This is a genomic window from Bradyrhizobium macuxiense, assembly GCF_007993935.1.
GTDB lineage: Bacteria > Pseudomonadota > Alphaproteobacteria > Rhizobiales > Xanthobacteraceae > Bradyrhizobium > Bradyrhizobium macuxiense_A.
This window is the reverse complement of record NZ_VITY01000005.1, coordinates 482,765-499,416: the sequence shown is the minus strand read 5'-3', so window position 1 is coordinate 499,416 and position 16,652 is coordinate 482,765. Positions and strand designations below refer to the sequence as shown.

Annotated in this window: 12 protein-coding genes; 4 read left to right on the top strand and 8 right to left on the bottom strand. The window is 63.8% G+C overall.

The window, feature by feature from the left end:
- Nucleotides 1-25: 25 nt before the first annotated feature.
- The 4 genes from FBZ93_RS16770 to FBZ93_RS16755 all read right to left on the bottom strand — a co-directional run bounded on the left by FBZ93_RS16770 (nucleotide 26) and on the right by FBZ93_RS16755 (nucleotide 4,628).
- A complete protein-coding gene (locus FBZ93_RS16770) occupies nucleotides 26-1,312 on the bottom strand; it encodes an MFS transporter (protein WP_146986994.1) in 1,287 nt (428 codons plus the stop codon).
- Between the two features lie 117 nt (nucleotides 1,313-1,429).
- Nucleotides 1,430-2,455, bottom strand: coding sequence for a glycoside hydrolase family 5 protein (locus FBZ93_RS16765; protein WP_146986993.1), 1,026 nt, complete (start codon nucleotides 2,453-2,455; stop codon nucleotides 1,430-1,432).
- The gene (locus tag FBZ93_RS16760) at nucleotides 2,452-3,741 is read right to left on the bottom strand and encodes an O-antigen ligase family protein (protein WP_146986992.1); all 1,290 of its coding nucleotides are present in this window, start codon (nucleotides 3,739-3,741) and stop codon (nucleotides 2,452-2,454) included. The genes FBZ93_RS16765 and FBZ93_RS16760 overlap by 4 nt, the downstream gene beginning before the upstream one ends.
- A 74-nt stretch (nucleotides 3,742-3,815) precedes the next feature.
- On the bottom strand, nucleotides 3,816-4,628 hold the full coding sequence (locus FBZ93_RS16755) for a WecB/TagA/CpsF family glycosyltransferase (protein ID WP_146986991.1): 813 nt from the start codon (nucleotides 4,626-4,628) through the stop codon (nucleotides 3,816-3,818).
- A gap of 512 nt (nucleotides 4,629-5,140) precedes the next feature.
- Here FBZ93_RS16755 and FBZ93_RS16750 point away from each other — a divergent pair.
- Nucleotides 5,141-6,271: a GNAT family N-acetyltransferase gene (locus FBZ93_RS16750; RefSeq protein WP_146986990.1), complete on the top strand. Its 1,131-nt coding sequence runs from the start codon at nucleotides 5,141-5,143 to the stop codon at nucleotides 6,269-6,271.
- A gap of 144 nt (nucleotides 6,272-6,415) precedes the next feature.
- On the opposite strand, the gene FBZ93_RS16745 is transcribed toward FBZ93_RS16750, so the two are convergent.
- Nucleotides 6,416-7,636 (bottom strand): FAD-dependent oxidoreductase, encoded by a 1,221-nt coding sequence (locus FBZ93_RS16745; protein ID WP_146986989.1) that lies wholly within the window; start codon nucleotides 7,634-7,636, stop codon nucleotides 6,416-6,418.
- Nucleotides 7,637-8,152: 516 nt separating this feature from the next.
- Here FBZ93_RS16745 and FBZ93_RS16740 point away from each other — a divergent pair.
- Complete coding sequence (locus FBZ93_RS16740) at nucleotides 8,153-9,478, top strand: lipopolysaccharide biosynthesis protein (protein ID WP_433995414.1); 1,326 nt, start codon at nucleotides 8,153-8,155, stop codon at nucleotides 9,476-9,478.
- 18 nt (nucleotides 9,479-9,496) lie between these two features.
- On the opposite strand, the gene FBZ93_RS16735 is transcribed toward FBZ93_RS16740, so the two are convergent.
- Nucleotides 9,497-11,611, bottom strand: coding sequence for an exopolysaccharide transport family protein (locus FBZ93_RS16735; RefSeq protein WP_167529065.1), 2,115 nt, complete (start codon nucleotides 11,609-11,611; stop codon nucleotides 9,497-9,499).
- A gap of 277 nt (nucleotides 11,612-11,888) precedes the next feature.
- Here FBZ93_RS16735 and FBZ93_RS16730 point away from each other — a divergent pair, with 277 nt between their 5' ends.
- Together FBZ93_RS16730 and FBZ93_RS16725 are read left to right on the top strand one after the other, a co-directional pair.
- Nucleotides 11,889-13,073: a glycosyltransferase family 4 protein gene (locus tag FBZ93_RS16730; protein ID WP_246667511.1), complete on the top strand. Its 1,185-nt coding sequence runs from the start codon at nucleotides 11,889-11,891 to the stop codon at nucleotides 13,071-13,073.
- Nucleotides 13,074-13,088: 15 nt separating this feature from the next.
- Nucleotides 13,089-14,645, top strand: coding sequence for a glucosamine inositolphosphorylceramide transferase family protein (locus FBZ93_RS16725; RefSeq protein WP_146986986.1), 1,557 nt, complete (start codon nucleotides 13,089-13,091; stop codon nucleotides 14,643-14,645).
- Nucleotides 14,646-14,669: 24 nt separating this feature from the next.
- On the opposite strand, the gene FBZ93_RS16720 is transcribed toward FBZ93_RS16725, so the two are convergent.
- Both FBZ93_RS16720 and FBZ93_RS16715 read right to left on the bottom strand, forming a co-directional pair.
- Nucleotides 14,670-15,872, bottom strand: a complete 1,203-nt coding sequence (locus tag FBZ93_RS16720; protein WP_146986985.1) for an ABC transporter substrate-binding protein — start codon at nucleotides 15,870-15,872, stop codon at nucleotides 14,670-14,672.
- Between the two features lie 56 nt (nucleotides 15,873-15,928).
- Nucleotides 15,929-16,630 carry an SDR family NAD(P)-dependent oxidoreductase gene (locus FBZ93_RS16715; protein ID WP_146986984.1) on the bottom strand — a complete coding sequence of 234 codons (702 nt, stop codon included), beginning with the start codon at nucleotides 16,628-16,630 and terminating at the stop codon, nucleotides 15,929-15,931.
- Between the last annotated feature and the right edge of the window lie 22 nt (nucleotides 16,631-16,652).

The following is a 16,652-nucleotide window of genomic DNA, read 5'->3' as shown; positions in this document are numbered from 1 at the left end:
GGTAGCCACTTCGCTCGAAAACGCTCTACTTCTCGCCTGTCTTCACCGGGGCGGTCTCGGGCATCAGGCTCATCGCCACGATGCCGACCGCGGCCGCGAGCAAGAGATACCAGGACGGCGCCAGCGGATCTCCGGTCACGTGCAGCAGCCACGTGACCACGAGCTGCGCGGTGCCGCCGAACGTCGCGATCGCGACCGCGTAGATCGTGGCGAACACGCCGCCGCGAATGTTCTGCGGCAGCGCTTCGGTGAAGGCGGCATAGAATGCCGTGAACGGCAGCGATCCGATGAACGACAAGATGCCGAAGCCGAACAGCAGCGACCAGGCGCCGGGGTCCCGGACGATCCACAGGAAGGCCGGATAGGTCAGCACCAGCACGACCAGCTGCGGCCAGATCATGATCGGCTTGCGACCCAGCCGGTCGGCGAGCCAGCCACCCAGCACCGCGCCGATGATCTGCAGCCCGTTACTCACCAGCGATACGGTGAAGGCGAGCGACGGCGACACATGCAGCGTATTCTTGGCGTAGGTCGTCATGTATTGCGTCACATAGGTCGAGATCGTACCGCTGGCCAGGATCATCACCGCCAGCACGATCACGCGAAGGTGCCGGCGCGCCAGCGCGAGATGGCTTGAGCTTTCGACCTGCCCGGCAACGTGCTCGCCATGCGAGACCGTTTCCGGCAGCGTGCGGCGCATCCAGATGCCGAACGGCAGGCAGACCGCTCCGAGCAGGAAAGCGACCCGCCATCCATAGGCCTGCAGCATATCGGGCGCCATCGTGCTGCTCAGGATGACGCCGACAAGGGCGCCGACCGTCGCCGCGATCTCCTGGCTCGCAGGCTGCCATGCCACCACGAGGCCGCGATTCCTGGGCGCGGCAATCTCGATGAGATAGGCCGTGGTCGGCCCGACCTCGCCGCCGAGCGCGAAGCCCTGCACCATCCGCGCCAGGATCACGACAACAGGCGCCACGATGCCGATGGCGGCATAGGACGGCGTCAGCGCGATGGTCAGGATCGCGCCACCCATCAGCGCGAAGCTCAGCAGCATCGCCGGCCGGCGGCCGACCCGGTCGGAGAAGATGCCGAGTACGATGCCGCCAATCGGGCGCGTCAGGAAACCGGCGCCGAAGGTCGCAAGCGACAGCATCAGGCTGCCATACTCACTTTGCGCGGGAAAGAACGTGTGCCCGATCTCGGTCGCAAAGAAGCTGTAGGTGATGAAGTCGTAGAACTCCAGCATGTTGCCGATGGTCGCGGCAAAGGCTGCGCGCTTGACATCGAATTCCCTGCTCGCAATGTCCGGCAACGCTGTCAGTTCCCATTCTGTCTCGCCGAAGCGAGTATGATTCCTCCGGTCTTGTTAGGCAAGGCAACGCTTGGACAGGGCTGGCACGCCGGATGAATGCGGCGCGAGCGACAAACCTCAGCGGGCCGGAGCAATGATCGCGCGGAGGATATCTTCCTTCCAGCGCTGCCGCGCGCCGTCGAAGGCCGCGAAATCGTGATCGAATTGCCAATAGGCCCACGCCCAGCCGTTCCGTTCCGCGCTCCTCGTCATGAACGACAGGTACGTCGCCCGGCTCTCCGCCGGCGCGCGCTCATAGACGCCGAATTCGCCGAGATAGATCGGCCGCTTCTCCTTCTCCGCCCAGACGCGGATCTTGTCGAAATCGGCGGCGGCCTTCGCCTCGTCCTCCGCAGAGCCCCAGTTCAACGGGCCAATCTTCGAGAACGTCGCCGACCACGGCGCGCCTTGATGGGTGAATTGCAGCGGCAAGTAATAGTGAAATGTGACAATCAGGTTCCGGTCGCCCGCCGGCAGCGCCAGCTCGTCGATCGGCAGTTCCTCGGTGTTCAGGATGGCGGCCACGACATTGCGCTTCGGATTGGTGCCTCTGACGATGGCCAGGCATTCACCAAGCAGCGCATTCCACTCGGCCGATGTCATGTTGCCGCCGGGCTCGTTCAGAATCTCGAACACCAGCGCGGGATATTTGCCCGCGTAGCGCGACGCGACCTGACGCCAGAACGCCTTGAGCTTGCCGGTGCATTCCGGCACGTCGCGCTGGCAGAGATCGGTGTCGTGCTCGTCGAGGATCGGGATCAGCCTGTGCGCCAGGACCTGCTCGATCATGGCATCGAGGCGCCGCAACACGGCTTCATCCAGCATGTTGCCGGAATCCATGTGCCTGAAGCCGAAGAAGTTGATCCGGACGTGCGCGAAGCCGGCCTTACGGATGGCGGCGAGGTTTTCCGGACGGAACGGCGCATTCCGGTAACCCTCCCAGATGCCGTCATAGCCGAGAATATTGATGCCGCGCCCCAGTGCCGCGACGTCCGGAGGCGCCGCCTGCCCGGCCGCGCCCGCGGGCGAGATCGGCGCGGCGGACAGCGCCGCCGCCAGCAGCAGGTGGATGGCTCCTTGCAGACGCAATCGAATCGCCCTCATGGCCGCTCCAACTCGTACAGCTCTGCGCGCGACGGCGGCAGCGACCGGCACACGGCGAGGAAGAAGGCGATCAACAGCACCGATGTGAACATCGTCGAGCGAAGGAAGACCGTCTCGGTAAAATTGGTCTGGCAGTTGAGGAAGACGAACCCGATGATCAGCGCACAATGCAGGCGTTCGATCGCGCGCCCTGCGATCAGGCAGAGCACCTTGTAGGAGAACAGAAAGACGCTTGCCGTGAACAGGAAGTAGCCGATGAACCCGGTCTCGACCAGAATGGCGATATAGCCGTTATGGTAGTTGTCGAGCACCCAGCCGTGGTTCTGGTTGAAATAGTCGTAGATCTCCGGCCTGGTCCAGAATCCGTTGATGCCAAAGCCGAACAGCGGTGCATCATCGAAATGGCTGATCGCGTACTGCCAGATGAAGGTCCGCTCGGTGAAATCGATCGTCGTGTCGAAGACATGAATCGAATCGTAGCCGGTGGTGTAGAAGTACAGCATCAGCAATGCGGCCACGACGCACATCGCACATGGCAGCATCGCATAGACCTGCATGCACCTGACCGACCACAGGGAGGTCAGCAGCAGCGCGCAGGCGACCAGCGACAAGGCGCCGGCGCCGCGCGACTCCGAAAAGATGACGCAGGTCGAAGCGAGCGCGAAGGTCACGAGGAACGGCAGCCATCCCTGCCCGGTCACCTTCCGATAGCAGGAAAAGAACATCAGATAGGCCCCGGCGAAGCCCAGCGTCTGCTTCGATTCGAAGACGCCCTGCCATTGCCCATTGTGCATCCAGGTCTGGTCCACGCCGATGTCCGGGAGGATCACCGCACAAAACGCCGAGCCGGCGGTCAGGACGAAGAGGCCGCGGGTGGTCGACTTCACGATGTCGTCGAGATCGACGCGGGTGACCATGCAGAACGCGCCGAGCGTCGTGATCGCGAGCGCGGCGGCCTTCATCAGGGCGGAGACGTCCAGATCGGTCCAGAATACCGAAATCGTGGCGAACGCATAGAATGCGACGATCACCAGCGTGTCGAGATTGAACGCGAGCCGCAGGCGGGGACGGATGAACAGGCTCGCATAGATCAGCACGCCCCACATCATGAGGGCGACGACCTGCTGCACCAATGTCACCCCGGCTGGAAGCAGCGCGGGGTGGAACGTTCCCATCGACATGATCACGTTGATGGTGATCGACCAGGTGACGACGGTTCGCGCGAAATTTTCGGCTTCGATGCCCGGCGCCTGCCAGACCGAGCTATCGAGCGCTCGTCCGTCCATATCAATTGTACTCCGCTCACTGAAGAGCTCGCCGCGCCGGTGGATCGGAGCGGCACATTGCACTCGGTAGAAATCTAGTCCCTGGTCGACGAGGACCGAGTCCGGTTGAACAGCAGATAGAGAGCGTGGGGATTGGTCGTCAGATAGCGCCAGAACAGACGGCGGGGCTCAAGCCAGAGACGCCAGGCCCATTCGAGCCCGACGATCTGCATCCATCGCGGCGCGCGCGGCCGCGATCCGGACAGGAAATTGAACAATCCGCCCGAGGTCTTGATGACGCCGACATTGCCGAGCCGCGACATGAATTCGTCGACGAAGGCCTGCTCATAGGGCACGCCGAGCGCGACCCAGAGGAAGTCCGGCGCCAGCGCGTTGATCTCGTCCACCTTGGCCCGCAGCGCGTCGCCACGCAGATAGCCGTGCGAATGGCCGACGATCTTGAGGGCCGGATAGGCCCGGCGGACATTGGCGATCGCCGCCTGGCTTTCGGCTTCGTTCGCGCCGAACAGATAGAAGGTCAGCCCGAGCTTCTCCGCCTTGCACGCGACGTCATGGAACAGATCCGTGGTCGCGACGCGCTCGGGCAGCGGCTTCGACGACCGCAGCCTGGACACCATGACCAGCGGCTGCCCGTCGGCATTGATCAGATCGGCGGCCCGGAACAGCCGATCGGTCATCGGCTCGGTCGAGCAACGCGACAATACTTCTCCGTTGGCCGAGGTCAGATAGAGCGGACGATTGGCGCGCCGGTTCGGGTACACGGCCTCGACCATGAAGTCGGCGGTCTGCTCGCGATCGAGCACGGCGAGCCGCAACCCGCCGATGGTTTCCCGCGGGACGCCGGCAGTCGCGGCCCTGCCAACAGGATTGGTCCGACGCTCCCGCATGCCATTCGGCAGAGACGACCGGTTCGGCACACTGGTCGCGTGCGCCGGCGGCTCACCACGCGAAGTGTCGCAAATTCGGACAGGCGGAACAGCGACATCTGAATCGAGACTCTGGGTGCCCTCGCGATCGGAGCGCGCAGACGAAATTGCATCGGAAATGCGGGCGTTCTGGCTATGACTCAACATTTCAGCAAGGGCTCCAGTGCTTACATGCCCTTAACTGCAATATCCGGTCCAGACAACGCGCGATGTCTCGTCACACCTCGATCAGTCGATGCCGCAAAGAGGTCGTTAACCATGCTCGCTTCGCACGGCCACGGCAGTGCTGCGCCGACAGCAAGCGGCGGTCGTTTCAGCCGCAGCGACGCTCCACCAGCAACAATATGCAAAGTTCGATGCACGACATTAATACAAATCGTATTCTACCAGTGCGCGCCGTCATCGGCCTTTGCTATAAGGATGAGAGGCCGGCTCGATCGGCGTTTTGAAAACTCGTTTGCTTTTGGTTTCACATGAACAAGAATGATGACGCGTTCGATGTCTGCATCGACGACGCATTCGACTTCCTGTCTGAAGAATACGCGACGTTGTTCGACGGCTCGGACGCGACCGCCTTCCAGCATCCGCTATGGCTGGACAGCCTCTATCGCAAGCTCGCTCCCGCCGCGGCAGCGAAGCCCTTGGTCGTCGTCGTCCGCTCGCGCGCAACCGGAGCGCTGGCGGCGGTGCTTCCGATGCTGCGCGTGCGGCGCGGACCGATGCGGACGATCGAATTCGCCGACCTTCGCGTGTCCGACTACCTGGCGCCGGTGTGCAGCATCAAGACATTTGCCGAGCTGCTGCAGGACGGACGCACCTGCCAGAAGCTTCGGCAACTGCTCCGGCCATTCGACCTGCTGCGCATACCCAAGCTGCTCGATGCAAAGATGCCGATCGAGAATCTGTTCGGAGCACCGCATCGCAGCCTGATGGATACCAATGCCTACGCGACGGTGCTGGCCGCGCCGTTCGAGCAATGGCAGCTCAACGCATTGGGCAAGTCTTATATGAAGGAGCTGGCAAAGAAATGGCGCCAGATCCACAAGAAGGGCACGCTCACTTTCTCATGCTGCAACGACGCCGCTTCCATCGGCGAGGCCATGGAGACGATGCGGAAGTTTCGCGGGCCGCGCTTCCATGCCCAGGGTGACGGCGACCTGTTGCAGCGCCCGGAGTATTTCGATTTCTATTCGAGCGTGGCGCTTCGCGGCATGGGCTCCTTTACCCGGCTTTATGCCATGAAGATGGACGGCAACGTGATCGCGACCGCCCTTGGGCTGATCCACCGCGACAGCCTCCTCGTCGTCATGACGGCGTTCGACGTGGAGGGGTACAAGAGCCAGTCGATCGGCGCGCTGACGTTCGAGAGCGTCGCCAAGGATTGCATCGAGCGCGGCGGCCGGGTGCTGGATTTCACCATCGGCGACGAGCCCTACAAGATGCAGTTCGGGGGTCAGCCCACGCCGATGTCGAGCGTGACGCAGGCCGGCAGCGCCGCCGGCTCGCTGGCATTGTTTGCCCTGAAGCAGGCGCCCTGGATCAAGCAGGCCGCCAAGCGCGTGACCGACCTCAGACCGATCCGCACCTCGACCGGCACGCGCTGAAGCGCGATGGGTTCGCGCTGAACCATCATCGCGCTTCAATCGTTTGCGCAGGAGTTCGCGGCAGACGCCGCGCGTTTGCCGCGAGGGAAACCCGCTTCGCACATTTCGGATGATGCGATGGAGCCGCGGAGATGCGGCTTTCACCTACCGGAGCGCGCTGCGAACGCGCATGACCCATCCCGGATGAATCCGGTCCACCTGGTGCGTGACCATGCGGCGCAGGAAGTGCAGCTGCCGCTGCAGCGTCCAGCGCACATCGGTGTTCGAGGTCAAGGCTTCGCGGTAACGCGCCAGTTGCAGCGAGTGGCGGTCGGCGGCGAGCTTGTCCGGATCGGAATAGAACTGCTCGATCTTCTCCGTGCCCATGCCGTCGGTCTCGAGCCAGCGCGGCACATATTCGGTGCAGAGCCGCTCGACATCCACCAGCAGGCGGCTCACGCCGGTGCCGGCCGCAGGACAATTGGTCTGGAATGCATCGCCGATCAGCACGATACCCGGCTGCAGATGGCCCTCGGTCACCGACAGGTCCATGACCCAGTTGTGCACTTGGCCGACGATCCCGAAATCACCGAGATAGGGTTCAAGTCCCGGCATCAGGCGAAGCAGCGTCCGCCTGGTGTCGCGGCGCAGCTCGCGCATGATCGGATCGGTCGGATCGCGGAACATGAACAGGTTCGCCCGCATGCCGCCCGACATCGGAAACAGGCTGAGATAGTCGACGCCGTCGGCCGCCTCCTTGCCGTAGCAGGTCAGCGCGTCGAAGCCGAAGGGCGCGTTATCCGGCCGCGCGATCGTAAAGCCGAACGTGACCGAGTGCCGCGCGGCAATCATCTGCCGGCGCATTCCGAGCGTGTAGCCAAGCGCGCTCGCCATGCCGGTCGCCAGAATGACCAGGCGCGAGACGACACGCTTCCCGGAGGCCAGCGTCAGTTGCTGGCGATCCTCGCTGCAGCTGACATTGGTCACCTGGTCGAGCAGGAGGCTCGAGGGTTCAGGCATCAGGCCGCGCGCCATGTTGACGAGGTCGGCATAGGAAACCCCATAGGATCGTCCGACGCCGATATCGACCAGTCTGCCGCCCCTGATGTTGAGCACGCGGTCATAGGACGAGGAGACGGCCTCGACGTCCTCGAGGAAGCCGAGGCGGCGGAAGATATCGATCTGCCGTCCCGCAACCTTTTCGACGCGGAATTCATCCGGCGGGATCGACCGCTTGTCGATCAGGATGACCCGATACCCGGCCCGGACAAGCACGGCCCTCGCGAGCGAGCCTGCCAAACCGGCACCAACGATGGCAACGTCTGTTTCAATAATATCAGCCTCGCAAGCTGCGATCGGCTGGGTCGTGCTTTCCTCGGCAATCATCTTTGTCCGCTCCGACGGCTAATAGGCCATCGAACTGCAATTTCCTTGCCTGCCCTGCCGCCACGCCAAGCGAGCAGGACGAGTTCCGTTATTGAGGTTAACGAAACGGCATGGATGGCGACCGGCCGTTTCGCGGCACATGGCTTGCAGCAAAAGCGGCCATGAAACTGATCCCTTGGAAGCTCCGCAGCAGGCAGGCGGGACCATTGCCCGGCCGTGGAGCTTCGACGGACGCCGTTCGCGCGCTCACGCGGCCTCAACCGGCGCAACCCACGATGCCGACGATGCGGTGAAATGCAACACGGCCTGCGCCGTTTGGAGACAGCGAGGACGACGGGCGTTCCAGAATGGGGCAGCGCGACATATTGGCCGGGTTCACAACTGTTTGGCGTGCAAGCCGTCGGAAGGAACGGAATATTAGCAAGAGAACATTAACACTCCTGACCTCACCGATTGCTACGGACAGCAGCCTGACAGGATATTGAGACGTCTCTGGTGATTGCCTCTGTGCTCCAAATGTTTCGGCGCGATGTCACGCGCGGCGTTGCCGGGACCATCCTCCTCAAGGTCGGCAGCGGCGGGCTTGCGTTCGCCTTGTTCTCGCTGGCCGCGCGGGCGATGACGCCCGACGCGTTCGGCGACTTCGCAACCTTGCTCTCCATCGCCCAGATCGCCTCGGTCGTGGGCCTTGCCGGCCAGGAGCTGCTGCTGGTTCGCTTCCTCAATGAATACGAGGTGCGCGGTCAGGCCGAGTTCACCAAGGGTGTGCTGCTGTCGAGCCTGAGGAACTCGGCGATCGGGATGCTGATCTCGATCGCCGCGATCGCCGCGGTGGCAACCCTGCGCGGCGAATGGTGGCTGCTGATCCTCTCGGTCTCGGCGTTCACCGCGGTCAATGCCGGGCTCATGCTCGGCAGCCAGATCGCGCGATCGCTGGTCAGCATCCTGATGGGCGAAGGCAATCGCGAGTTCTTCTGGCGAGTTGCCGTTGTCCTGATCCTGATCGCGGTGCTGTTCAGCCACCGGCAGCTCACGCCTGCCGAGCTGTTCACCGCGATGAGCGTCGCGATGGCGCTCGGGCTGGTCGTGCAGATCGTATCGATCGTGCGCGTGCTGCCGAACCTGCGCTCCGTCACCGCGCGCTTCGAGACCTCGCGCTGGAATCGCAGCGCATTCCGCTTCTGGCTGGCATCCATTCTCGAAGCGGCAAACCAGTATTTCGACGTCATCCTGGTCTACTGGATGCTGGATCCGGCCACTGCGGGCGTCTATTTCGCCGCGTCGCGCCTGGCGAACATCTTCGCCATGCTGTCGGCTGCGCTCTATACGTTCGGCGCGCGCCGGCTGCCGTCGCTGTATTTCAGCAAGAACCACCGCGAGCTCGAACATACGCTGAAGCTGATGGCCGAGGTGACCGCGCTCTGCGTGCTCAGCGGGCTCGTCATCGTCTGGGTCGGCGCTCCCTACCTTCTCGGCCTGTTCGGACCGCATTTCGCCGCCCAGCAGTGGGTGTTGATCGTGCTCGCGATCGGAACGGCGTTCCAGGCGGCCGGCGGGCCGTCCGCTGCGGTCCTGCAGCTGACAGGGCATGAGCGCGATTACGTTCCGGTGGTCGCTGCCAACGTGGCGTTGCGGCTGCTGGGGTTCGTCGTGCTGATCCCCTGGCTCGGCGTGCTCGGCGCCGCGATCTCGGCGACCGCATCTCTGGTCATCGCAACCATCGCGCTCAACGTGCTGTGCCGCCGCCGGACCGGCGTCGACCCGTCAGTTCTGGTGCTGTCCCATCTATCGTCGTCGAAGGGCAGCGCCTACACCGTCCGCGTTGCGGATAGCAACGACTAAGACTGAGCTAGATCACCTTCAGCTCGCCAATCCCAGGGCTTCGCCCTGGGGACTGCGGACCGTGGCGTTGGCCGCCACGCGATTGACGACCAGCGCGGTCGGGACCGAGCCGAAGCTCGACAGGTCGGCCCGCGCCTTGGCGATCACGGCCGCGTCGGTGGCGCCCTCGCGAACCACGAGGATCACGAGGTCGGCATGGTCGGCGAGCGCCACCGCGGCCGGCTGCGTGGCAAGCGACGATGCATCGACAATGATCAGGCCGAAATCGGCGCGAATATCGTCCGGCGGATAGGGCGGCGCCTTGCTGCTGGCGCCCAGCAGTTCGACGACGGACGGCAGATCGGCCTTGATGATCCCCGAGCCTTGCGGCGGCACGACTTCGGCGCGTTTCGATTCCATCTCGATCAGGACGCTGAGCATCCCGTTCTTGACGGCGGACCGGTTGAGCGACCGCGCGACGGTGCTGCCGCCCGCCCCGGTCTCGACCGACAGCAGCAGCGCTACCTTGCCGTGGTCACCCGGAAGCTGCTCGATGTTCTCGATCAGCAACTGAAGATGCGGGCTGAGGTCGGGCTCGGCCGTCGTCGAAATCGGAGTCTGCCAGACGCTCTTGACGGCATCCGGCGACACCATGTTGGGGATGCGGGCCAGCACCGGCAATCCCGGCGGCAACGCAGATTGCGGCGCGGCCGGCGCCGCGGCCGGCGTCGATACGGGCGCCTCGGCACGGCGGAGCGGCGGAATGGCCTTGACCGGGAGCTTCAGATTCAGGCCGGGAACGGCGACGATCGCGGTCGACGTCAGCAGCGAGACGATCGCGAGCACGACGAGCAACAGCGGGAGCGGCGGAAGCGTCGACCGGATCGGCGGCGTCGCCGGAGATGCGACCTTGGTCTGCGAGCTCTGCAGCAGCCGCTGCTCGTCGGTGGTCTTGTAGCGCGAGAGGAACTGCTCGTAGATGTTCTTGTTGGCGTCGGCGTCGCGCTGCAAATCCTGCAGCTTAACGAACGCCTGACCGTCAACCAGAATCTGCGATTCAACCGCCTTCAACTGATCCTCGACGGCCTTTTGCTGATCGCGCTGCGCCTCGTATTCCGACTTTGCGGTGTCGATGTTCTTCTTGCGCTCGATGTCGATCTGCCGGTTGAGATCGCTGAGCTGGCTGAGCGCCATCACGAGGTCGGGATGACGATCGCCGAGCACCCCGCGTTTCTGCGCGATCTGGTCGTTGAGCGCGGAGCGCTGGGCGCGCAACGCGCTCAGCAGGTCCTGCTTGACCGGCCCATCGACATTGGCCTTGAGGTCGCGCTGCAACTGCTCATAGCGCGCCTTGGCCTCCTCGGTGCGGGCGCGCGCCGCGGCCACCTGCTGCGTCAGGTCGGTGACGCGCAATTGCTGCGTGGTGGATTCCTTGCCGGCGTTGACGATGCGGTGCTCGAGCTTGAACTTGGCGACGGCATCTTCCGAAGACCGCAGCCGGTCGTTCAACGTCTTGAGCCGGCTCTTCAGCCAGTCGGCGGCCTCGTCGGTCGCCACGGTGCGCGTCCCGCGCTGACTGGCGACGAACGCCTCGGCGATCGCATTGGCGTAGTACGCCGCGCGCTGCGGGTTGTTGGACGTGAACTTGATGGCGATAACATAGGTTAGTCCGCGCCTTGAGATATCGAGCCGGTTGCGAAACCGGTCGAGCAGGCGCGTGGTGTCGGTCTTGCCGCCGGAGATGTCGCTGTCCTCGGCGACCTTGAGCTGGTCGATCAGCGGCCCGAGAAATCCGTCGGATTTGGCGATCTCGACATAGCTCTGCAATGCTGCGGCATCTTGACCGATCCCCGGCAGGACGTCCTGGTCGGTGGTCACGCGCTGCTCGCGCGGGTCGACGACGACGAGCGCCGTCGCGGCGTAACGCGCCGGGATCAACATCAACAGAATGACACCGACCGCGAAGATGACCGCGGCGAGCATCAGGATGTGTTGACCTTTCTCGCGGAAAAAGGCCAGCACGCCTGGAATGCTAAGCACGCCCTTAGTGGTTTCCGCGGAAGATTGGCCAGTCGGAACGCCGGCAGTTTCCCACGACGCTGCGGGTTCCGTGACTTCGGAACGTCTCGGGCCTATTCGGCTGCCGAACTTCATGGATTCTGACTCGAATTCAACTGACAGTACCGCCCCACCGTAAATATCTATGGTTAATCGCCGGTTACCCCCTCTCTGCGCTGCCGTAACCAATTAGTTAACGAGCCGGCGGTACCCTTTCCGTGAGATAACAGCTTTCGATTGCCGGCAGATGTCTGATTGCTAAATGAGCAGTAACCTCAACACGCGCTACTCGATGCACGAGCGCGCTTCGCGTGATACGTACGCGCGCAAAAATGAAGGGGCCGAATCCGCTCCTTCAACGGGTGAGGCATCCGTGCTCCAATACACGCCAAGCATAGAATTGCGCGAGGTATCGAGCGCATCGCGCGGTCGACCGAACGAGCGAAAGCTGCGTGTCGTCCTGGTGCAGACCCAGGCCGAGAACGCTGGCGCGCAGGAGATCTCGCGGCTGCTCGGCGCCGGCCTCACCGCGCGCGGCTATGACGTCGCCAACCTGTTCTTCTTCCGCAAATCGGAGTCCTTCGACGAACCGCCCAGCACGTTCTATTGCGCGCAGACCCGGCCCGGAAATCCACTGGCGCTGCTGCGCATGCTGTGGACGCTCGGCGGTCATCTCAGGACCATCAATCCCGATGCCGTACTGACCTTCCAGCATTTCGGGAACGTGATCGGCGCAGGCGTGTCGCGCCTCGTCAGCCGCGCCCCGGTGATCGCCAACCAGGTATCCTCTGCGCTGTCGATGAGCATGCCGGTGCGGGCCGCCGACATCATCATGGGCTCGACCGGCTTCTTCCAGTGCATCACGCTGAACTCGCGTGACATGGAGCGCGAATACGCACGCTATCCTGCGCCCTACCGGTCGCGGATGAAGCACGTCCCGCACGGCTTCGACGACAAGTCACACAGCCTGCCGAAGGACCTCGCGCGGCAGCAGTTCAAGCTGCCGCCGGACCGCACTCTGCTCGGCTGCGCAGCGCGGCTGCACCCGCACAAGCGGCTCGATGCGGCAATTCGCCTGCTGGCGGCCGACCCATCCTGGCACCTTGCCCTCGCGGGCCAGGGCGCGGATGAGGGACGGCTCCGCACCCTGGCGGACGAGCTGAAAGTATCGGACCGGCTGCACTTCATCGGCGAGATTCCGCCGCGCCAGATGGCCGATTTTCTGGCCTGCCTCGATGTCTTCGTCTTCCCCTCGCAGGCCGAAACCTTCGGCCTCGCCGCGGTCGAGGCCGCGAGCGCCGGCATTCCCTGCGTCGTCAACGATCTCCCCGTGCTGCGCGAGGTGCTGTCCTACCAGGGGCAGCCCGCAGCGGTGTTCGTCGACGCTGCGAACGAAGCCGAATTCTCGGCCGCCGTGTCGCAGGTCCTGACCGATCGTGTGTTGAGTGATCAGCTGCGGCAAAGCGCCGTGGGCCTGAAATCGCGCTATTCGTTGGATGCCATGATAGAGGAATACGTCCGCATTCTCGGCGACGCTGTGGGGGCGGACGCGTACTAGGAAGTTGGGCTGGCCATGATTATCGAGTTTCGCTGCGATCGCGAGCAGCCGCGGCTCTGGATGTGCCGTGAGTCGCTGCGCGTCAACGATCAGGATATTCCCGTTCAAATCGCCTGGATTACGACGTCGGCACCGCGACCCGCCGGCCTCGACATGCTGTTCGAGCTCGAACGCATCGTCCTGCGCAAGGGCAAGGCCGGCGGCGCCGACAGGGTGAAACCGATCCCGGAGCGGCCGCGCGCGGGCAGCCCCGACGTGGTGGTCGACTTCACCGCCGCCGAGCGGGATCCGAGCTGCTCCGCGAAACTGTATCTCCGTCCACGGTTCAACGGGCACGCGGGCGAAGACGCAGCACTCGCGGCCATTCTCGCCGGTGATCTGCCGGTGATCGAAATCGTCAATGAGCTCGACGGCGCCGTGATGGACCGCGGCCACCCCTCGGCGGAAATCGCAGCCGGCCTGAGCGGCGGGCTCGACACGGTGATGGCGCGCACGCTGTCGATGCTGCCGCCGATCCTGTCAGGGGCTCCGCGCCTGGTGCCGCAATTGACAGTTCCGGCACTCAGCAGCGCAGCGCCCAACCCGGCGCCGTTTGTCCTGCGCGGCCTGGCGACGTCGATCGCAAAGGAAATCTATCGCCTGTGCTGCTACGCGCCGCACTGGCACATCGGTTGGCGCTATGCAGGAGATACGGATATCTGGCGCACCGGCGACCTCTCGGGACCGGCCTGGAACGTGCTCGCCGATCCCGGCAACCACTTCTATGCCGATCCTGTGCCGGTGAAATGGCAGGGCCGGACCTTCGTGTTCTTCGAAGACCTCGACCACCGGACCAACAAGGGCATCATCTCCGCGATCGAATTCGACGGCAACGGGCCGATCGGCCCGGTCATGCCGGTGCTGGAAGAGCCCTGGCATCTCTCCTACCCGTTCATGATCGAGCACAATGGCGAGCTCTGGATGATCCCGGAAAGCACCGCGCATCGGGACGTTCCCATCTACAAATGCATCCGCTTTCCGGACAAGTGGGAGCGGCACTCGACGCTGCTGTCCGGGCTTGAGCTTGCCGACGTGACGATCACGCAGCACAACGGCCTCCACTACATGTTCGGGGCCTGGCGCGACGGCACCGGCGGATATTCCGACACGCTGGCGATCTATTACGCCGAGCAATTGCTCGGCCCCTGGCAACCGCATGCGGCCAATCCGATCCTGATGGATCGCGCCACCACGCGGCCGGCCGGCAACTTCGTGACCGTCAATGGCAAGCTGTGGCGGCCGGTGCAGGACTGCACCAACGGATACGGCGCAGCGCTCGGGCTTGCGGAAGTGCTCGAACTGTCGCCGACGACGTACAGGCAGGCGGTTCGGCATCTGCTCCAGCCCGGGCCGCTATGGACCGGGCGCAAGCTGCACACGCTCAACCGCTGTGGCCAGCTCGAGGTGATCGACGGCTCGCGGGTGCAGCCGAAGACCACGGCGTTTCTGACGAGCCTGCGGTCGAGCGGCCGATCATCGCAATGGGATTGGCATAGCGCGCTGGCGAAGCCGATCGCACGACGGCTTCACTAGTACGCAGCCAATCGATACGACAGCTCAGTTCGTGTCGGCACTCAGCACGCCGCCGAACTGCTCCCAAGAGCTTCCGGTCCAGCGCTGCAGCTGGAGCTGGGTGTAGGCCATGCTGTTGCCGGGGCCGGTGTTGATCGTAATCCCCGGCATCAGGGTCGGCAGCACCAGTCCCTTGATGTTGCGCGCCTGCTTCACAATGTTCTCGCGCGACAGGTCGTCGCCGCACTGCTTGAGCACCTGTTCCAGGATCTGGCCCTGCTGGGTGCCGAACAGATAGTTGTTGTCGCCGATATCGGCGCCGGGAAGATATTTTTCGAAGTGGGCGCGATACCACTTCATGCCGGGATCGTCGGCCCACTTCTTGTCGTTCGGATCCTTGGTGATGGTCGCGACCACCACGCCCGCCGCCTTGTCGGCTCCCGCGGGCACGATGGTGGCAGAGACCGAGCTCGACACGTAGTTGACGACGGTGAGCGGCGTCCAGCCGATCTCGCTCGCCTTCTTGATCGCCTGCGCGGCGAATTTCGGCGTGCCGGCGACCAGGAATGCCTGGGCGCCCGACGCCTTCAGCGTCACCACATGCGATTCGATGGTGGGCTCGGTGACCTCATAGGGAGACGTCACGACCTTCTTGTCGAAGTCGGACTTCAAGGTTTCCTTGAAGGCGGCCACGAAGTCCCGGCCGAGGTCGTCATTCTGGTAGAGGATCGCGATCTTCGCATCGGGCGCCGTCTGCGTAATGTATTTGGCGTAGATCTTTCCTTCGGTGTTGTAGCTCGGCAGTCCCGTGGTGGTCAGCGGAAACTCGTTGAAGTTCGTGAACTTGGTCACGCCGCTGACGACGAAGAGATGCGGCACCTTTTTCGCGGTCACGTATTTGATGGTTGCGCCGATCCCGGGCGTCCCGAGCGGGCTGAACAGGAACGCCACCTCGTCGCTCTCGATCAGCTTCCGGGTCTGCTCCACCGCCTTGGGCGGAGTATAGGCATCGTCATAGGTGATGAGGTTGATCTTCCGGCCGTTGACGCCGCCGCGGTCATTGACGGAATGGACATAGGCGATCAGGCCCTTGCCGGTGTTGCTGAGCGGGGATGCCGGGCCGCTGAACGGGAACGTCGCACCGACCTTGATCTCCGATTCCGAGATACCAGGTGTTTCGGCGCGGACTGGAGCCGCAGCAAACGCGGCGAGCATTGCAATGGATACCGCAAGCTTTTTCAACGACATCGAATTTCCCCTTGGCCTTTATGAATTGATCGGCTCTCACCACCGCCGCGCAGCGCCTACCAGACTTCTCCGAACGGTCTGATCTCGACATTGAACGACCACGCGCTGCGATCCTGGTGGGTGACGTGCCAGATCTCGTCCGCGATCGCTTTCGGCTTGATGAAGAAGTCGTCCGGCCGCTCAGGCCAGCGCTTCCGCGTCCACTCCAGATCGATCACCGCATCGATCACGACATAGGCAACGTGAACGCCTTGCGGCCCGAGATCGCGCGCCATCGCTTCGGCGAGGATCCGCTGCGCCGCCTTGGTCGGCGCGAACCCTGCGAACCCGGCTTTGCCGCGCAACGCCGAGGTATTCCCGCTCGCAACGATGGCGCCCTTGCCGGCGCTGATCATCGCCGGGGCAAACCGCCTTGCCAGATACAGCAAGCCCATCGTGTTGACCTGGAAGTTGCGATTGAGGATCTGCGGATCGATCTCGCGGAAGGTGCCGAACGCCCCACCGACGGCGTTATGGATCACGACGCCGGGGCTGCCGAGATCTCGCTCCACGGCCGAGGCCACCGTCTCGACCTGCGCGGGATCGGAGACGTCGCATCGATAGGCCTTTGCGCCCGGCAGCTGCTTCTCGAGCGCGGCGAGCCGCTCCTCGTTCCTGGCCAGCAGCGCGACGCGGTAGCCGCCCTCGGCGAACCTTCTGGCAAGCGCCGAGCCGGTGCCGGGCCCAACGCCGGATATCAGACAGACGGGTGCGGACATGCGATCAACCCTCCGCGTTAGA

What these genes read in the sequence shown, in the direction of transcription:
- FBZ93_RS16765 (WP_146986993.1), bottom strand. Translation starts at nt 2,455, where the DNA reads ATGAGGGCGATTCGATTGCGTCTGCAAGGAGCCATCCACCTGCTGCTG.
- FBZ93_RS16745 (WP_146986989.1), bottom strand. Translation starts at nt 7,636, where the DNA reads ATGATTGCCGAGGAAAGCACGACCCAGCCGATCGCAGCTTGCGAGGCT.
- FBZ93_RS16720 (WP_146986985.1), bottom strand. Translation starts at nt 15,872, where the DNA reads ATGTCGTTGAAAAAGCTTGCGGTATCCATTGCAATGCTCGCCGCGTTT.
- FBZ93_RS16755 (WP_146986991.1), bottom strand. Translation starts at nt 4,628, where the DNA reads ATGCGGGAGCGTCGGACCAATCCTGTTGGCAGGGCCGCGACTGCCGGC.
- FBZ93_RS16725 (WP_146986986.1), top strand. Translation starts at nt 13,089, where the DNA reads ATGATTATCGAGTTTCGCTGCGATCGCGAGCAGCCGCGGCTCTGGATG.
- FBZ93_RS16750 (WP_146986990.1), top strand. Translation starts at nt 5,141, where the DNA reads ATGAACAAGAATGATGACGCGTTCGATGTCTGCATCGACGACGCATTC.
- FBZ93_RS16735 (WP_167529065.1), bottom strand. Translation starts at nt 11,611, where the DNA reads ATGAAGTTCGGCAGCCGAATAGGCCCGAGACGTTCCGAAGTCACGGAA.
- FBZ93_RS16760 (WP_146986992.1), bottom strand. Translation starts at nt 3,741, where the DNA reads ATGGACGGACGAGCGCTCGATAGCTCGGTCTGGCAGGCGCCGGGCATC.
- FBZ93_RS16740 (WP_433995414.1), top strand. Translation starts at nt 8,153, where the DNA reads ATGTTTCGGCGCGATGTCACGCGCGGCGTTGCCGGGACCATCCTCCTC.
- FBZ93_RS16715 (WP_146986984.1), bottom strand. Translation starts at nt 16,630, where the DNA reads ATGTCCGCACCCGTCTGTCTGATATCCGGCGTTGGGCCCGGCACCGGC.